The sequence below is a fragment of the Aminobacter sp. P4_H6_2 genome (assembly GCF_056400805.1).
Genome location: NZ_JBFUKO010000495.1, coordinates 1 through 4,124 on the forward strand (window position 1 = coordinate 1; position 4,124 = coordinate 4,124).

Here is a 4,124-nt window from a genome sequence, read left to right on the forward strand (position 1 = left end):
CTTCGGAAGTATTTTCAATCAGCTAATTGATTGACTGCAGTTTCGTTTCGCGGACTGCGAAACGAAAAAGGGGCGCTAGAAGCGCCCCTTTTTCTTGTTCGCTTACCCGTCGGATTTACTGCAGCCCGCCGCCGAGCATGTTGATGCGGTCGGTGACCTCGCGGTCGCTGGCAAAGCCGTCGTCGGCGCGCAGGCGCTGGCCGAGCAGCTTCACCATTTGCGGGTTGTCGGCGAACTTGGTGTGGTTGAAGGAATCGCCGCTCTTGGCGTCGGACAGGTCGACGACGATCACGCCATATTCGGCGAGGTCGGCGGCGTTCTTGTAGTCGCCAAGGCGCGGCTTGGAGCCGGCGATCAGGCCGGACAGCTTGAGCGCGCGGTCGTCGCCCGACGTCATCAGGAAGAACGGCTTGGTCGGCTTGCCGTAGCGGCGCATCTGGCTTTTGAACACGTCGACGTCGATGTCGGGCGAGGCCAGAACGACGTCTCCGAGCTTGCCGCCGAGGTCGCGGTCGCCGGTCAACGCCAACTGGCGCAGCGCTTCCATGGTCACCCACGTGCCCATCGAATGCGCCACGATGTCGATGCGGCGCGCACCCGACTGGGCGAGCATGCGCAGCGTGACCTCAAGCTGGTCGCGCGCGGCCGCCGCACTTTCCTTGTCGTAGACATAGTCGGTCGTGCTGCCGCCCGACGCCCAGGAAAACAGCACCGGCGTGCCGGTGTAGCCCGAGTCATGCGCGATCTGGGTGGCGCGATAGACGCCGGCATCGAAGGAGGTGTTGTAGCCGTGCACGAACAACATGGCGCGACCGCCGCGCGCGGCGATGTCGGCGCTGAGCGCCTTGGAGAATTCGGGCTGCGTCGCATAGCCGGTCGCGTTGGTCGCGGTGAAATATTTGGTCGGATCGGGGTCCTTGCGGTTGCGCAGCTCGATCTGGCCGGTCTTGTGGGTTCTTGGCACGGTGACATCGACACGCGCGAAATTGAGCGTCGCCGAACGGTCACGATCGAAGACCTGCTTGTCGTCAGCAGCGTGTTGACGGGTAGAGGCAACGAAAATCGCATGGTTTCCGGCGATCTCCGACACGGGAACATTGACGACTGCGCCGGTCAACAGCGCACCGGACGGCTGCCCTATGCAACCGGACAGCAGGAGGGCGGCAATGGCTATGCAGAACTTCGACGGCAACAAATTATGATCTCTCTGACGGGCAAGGCGTTCAGTGTGCCACCCTCGGGAGGGTCTGATAGTGGCGGAAGTAAGTCGGGACCAGCCGAAAAGGACAGGTCGGGGAGACATCGCTGGCCGAGTGTTGCTCGAATGCCAAAATTGTGGCGGAAACAAGTACTTCCGTACCTGAGCTCACGAAGTTAGCGACCCCAGAAAGTTGGCGTGAAGATCACCAGAACGGCGAGGATTTCGAGGCGGCCCAAAAGCATCGCAGCTGAGCATATCCACTTGGCGGCATCGGGCAGCGAGGAGAAGTTGCCCATCGGGCCGATGACCGGGCCGAGGCCGGGGCCGACATTGGTCAGCGACGTCAGCGAGCCGGTGACAGCGGTGATGAAATCGAGGCCGGTGGCACTCAAAAGCACGATGGTGATGGCCCACAGAACCATGAAAGAGGCGATGAAGAGCACAACCGCACTTTGCATCTCTGGGGCGACGGTGCGGTCGCCATAGCGTACCGGCGTCACTGTGTTGGGATAGATCAGGCGGCGCAGACCGTTCGAGAGAAGTTCGAACAAGACAAGGAAACGATAGGCCTTGATGCCGCCGGTGGTCGAGCCCGAGCAGCCGCCGAGGAAGGTGGCGACAAAGATGCAGCCGATGGCGAATGGCCCCCACAGGCTGTAGTCGTCGCTGGCAAAGCCTGCGGTGGTGATGATCGACATCAGATTGAAGGTCGAATGGGTAAGGGCAGTGAAGAACGGCATGCCCATGCTGACGCGGAGATAGACCGCCACAGCCACCGCAAAGACGATGCAGTAGCCTGCATAGACGCGGATTTGCGGATCGCGCAGCGCGTCGAGGCGTCCGCGCACGGCAAACAGGATCATGATCGAGAACGGCAAGCCGCCGATGAACATGAAGACGATGCCGGTCCACAGGATGGCGGGGTTGTCGGCATAGCGCACGAAAGAGGTGTCGTGGGTGGAAAAGCCGCCCGTCGCCACTGTCGACATGGCGTGATTGATGGCGTGGAAGCCTTCCATGCCGGCCGCGGTGTAGGAGATGGTGCAGGCGACGACCAGCACCGTGTAGATGCCGATCAGGCTGACGGTGAAGGTGTGGAAGCGTTCGAACGGGCGGTCCTCGATGTCGGAGGATTCGATCTTGAAATAGGACACGCCGCCGATGTTGAGGAACGGCAACAGGAACAGGCCGAGCGCGATGACACCGAGGCCGCCCATGAAGCTGAGCAGCGAACGCCAGATCAGGATGCCGGGCGGTGCCGTGTCGAGGCCGTTGATCACCGTGGAGCCGGTGGTGGTGACGCCCGACACCGATTCGAAGAAGGCGTCGGTGATGCTGAGATCCAGCGACGAGGTCATGAACGGCACCGCACCGGCGATCGCCAGCGTGATCCACAAGAAGTTGACCAGGAGGAAACCGAAGCGGGTGTTGGCCGGTGGCACGCGCCCTTGCGTGGCGAGTGCCACCGCTAGAGCCAGGCCGCCCATGAACATCGCGGTAAAGGCAAAGGACTGCCAGTCGTCATGGCCGTAGTAGAGATCGACGGCCGCCGGGATGAGCATCGCCACGGACAGGTAGATGGCAAAGACGGCCGCGATGTGGATCGCGGCGCGGACGGCAATTCTGTTCACCGAGACGTATCCCCAAATGTATCGCGGCGAGCCAATGAGCCGGTTTGAACCTGACGGCGGGAGCCGGACAGTGGCTTCGCCGCGCCGAATATGCAATAGCGCGTCCAAACGGGCCACAGCATTTGCCCGGCGGATTTCAGGAGCCTTTGCCCATGACCAGTTTTGCCGAAAGGGTTTCGCTGGCAGCCGAAGCGGTGAGGCAGTTGTTTCCTGAGACACCCTTGCAGGAGAACGACTATCTCTCCCGCAAGACTGGCGCGCGCGTGCTTTTGAAGCGCGAAGACCTGACGCCGGTCCGCTCCTACAAGATTCGTGGCGCGCTCAATTTCTTCCGCAAGACCCTTGCCGCCGGCAACGAGGCGGAGTTGTTCGTCTGCGCCTCGGCCGGCAATCACGCCCAGGGGTTTGCCTTCGTTTGCCGCCATTTCGGCAAGAAGGGCGTGGTGTTCATGCCGGTGACGACGCCGCAGCAGAAGATCGACAAGACCCGGCTGTTCGGCGGCGAGTTCGTCGAGATCAAGCTGGTCGGCGACTTCTTCGACGACTGCTACCGCGCTGCAATCGAATTCGCCGAGAGTTCCAGCGGGCACATGGTGCCTCCTTTCGACCACAAGGACATCATCGAAGGCCAGGCGACGGTCGCCCTGGAGATCGCCGGCCAGATGCCGCACGGGCGCATGCCCGACATGGTGCTTCTACCGGTCGGCGGCGGCGGATTGTCGGCGGGTGTGACGCGCTACTTCGCTGAGACGGGCAATGCGCCGCGCTTCGTCTTTTGCGAACCGGCTGGCGCCCCCAGCCTGCGCGACAGCCTCGCCACCGGCAAGCGGATGAAGCTCGCCAAGGTCGACAATTTTGTCGATGGCGCTGCCGTCGCCGAAATCGGCCGCGAACCGCTCAAGTATCTCAAGGATTTTCCCGCCGACGCGGTTAAGCTGGTCCCGGAAAACCGGCTCTGCGCCACAATGATCGAGATGCTGAATGTCGAGGGCGTGGTTTTGGAGCCAGCCGGCGCGCTAGCGATCGACGCGCTCAAGGATTTTTCCAAGAAGGAGTTAAAGGGCAAGACCATCGTTGCGGTGGTTTCAGGCGGCAATTTCGACTTCGAGCGCCTGCCCGACGTCAAGGAGCGCGCCTTGCGCTTCGAGGGGCTGAAGAAGTATTTCATCATCCGCTTTCCGCAGCGGCCGGGCGCGCTGCGCGACTTCCTCGAAATCATGGGCCCCGAAGACGACATCACGCGTTTCGAGTACCTCAAGAAATCGGCGCGCAATTTTGGTTCGGTGCTGATC

3 protein-coding genes are annotated in these 4,124 nt (G+C 61.9%); 1 reads left to right on the forward strand and 2 read right to left on the reverse strand.

The window, feature by feature from the left end; genetic code table 11:
- Positions 1-115: 115 nt before the first annotated feature.
- Together AC1DUU_RS25105 and AC1DUU_RS25110 are read right to left on the reverse strand one after the other, a co-directional pair.
- Complete coding sequence (locus AC1DUU_RS25105; protein ID WP_476786088.1) at positions 116-1,195, reverse strand: alpha/beta hydrolase; 1,080 nt, start codon at positions 1,193-1,195, stop codon at positions 116-118.
- Positions 1,196-1,374: 179 nt separating this feature from the next.
- The gene (locus AC1DUU_RS25110) at positions 1,375-2,832 is read right to left on the reverse strand and encodes a TrkH family potassium uptake protein (protein ID WP_476786089.1); all 1,458 of its coding nucleotides are present in this window, start codon (positions 2,830-2,832) and stop codon (positions 1,375-1,377) included.
- A gap of 152 nt (positions 2,833-2,984) precedes the next feature.
- Between AC1DUU_RS25110 and ilvA the strand changes: the two genes are divergently transcribed.
- Positions 2,985-4,124 (forward strand): threonine ammonia-lyase IlvA (gene ilvA / locus AC1DUU_RS25115; protein WP_476786090.1); only part of this gene is annotated, 1,140 nt, incomplete at its 3' end.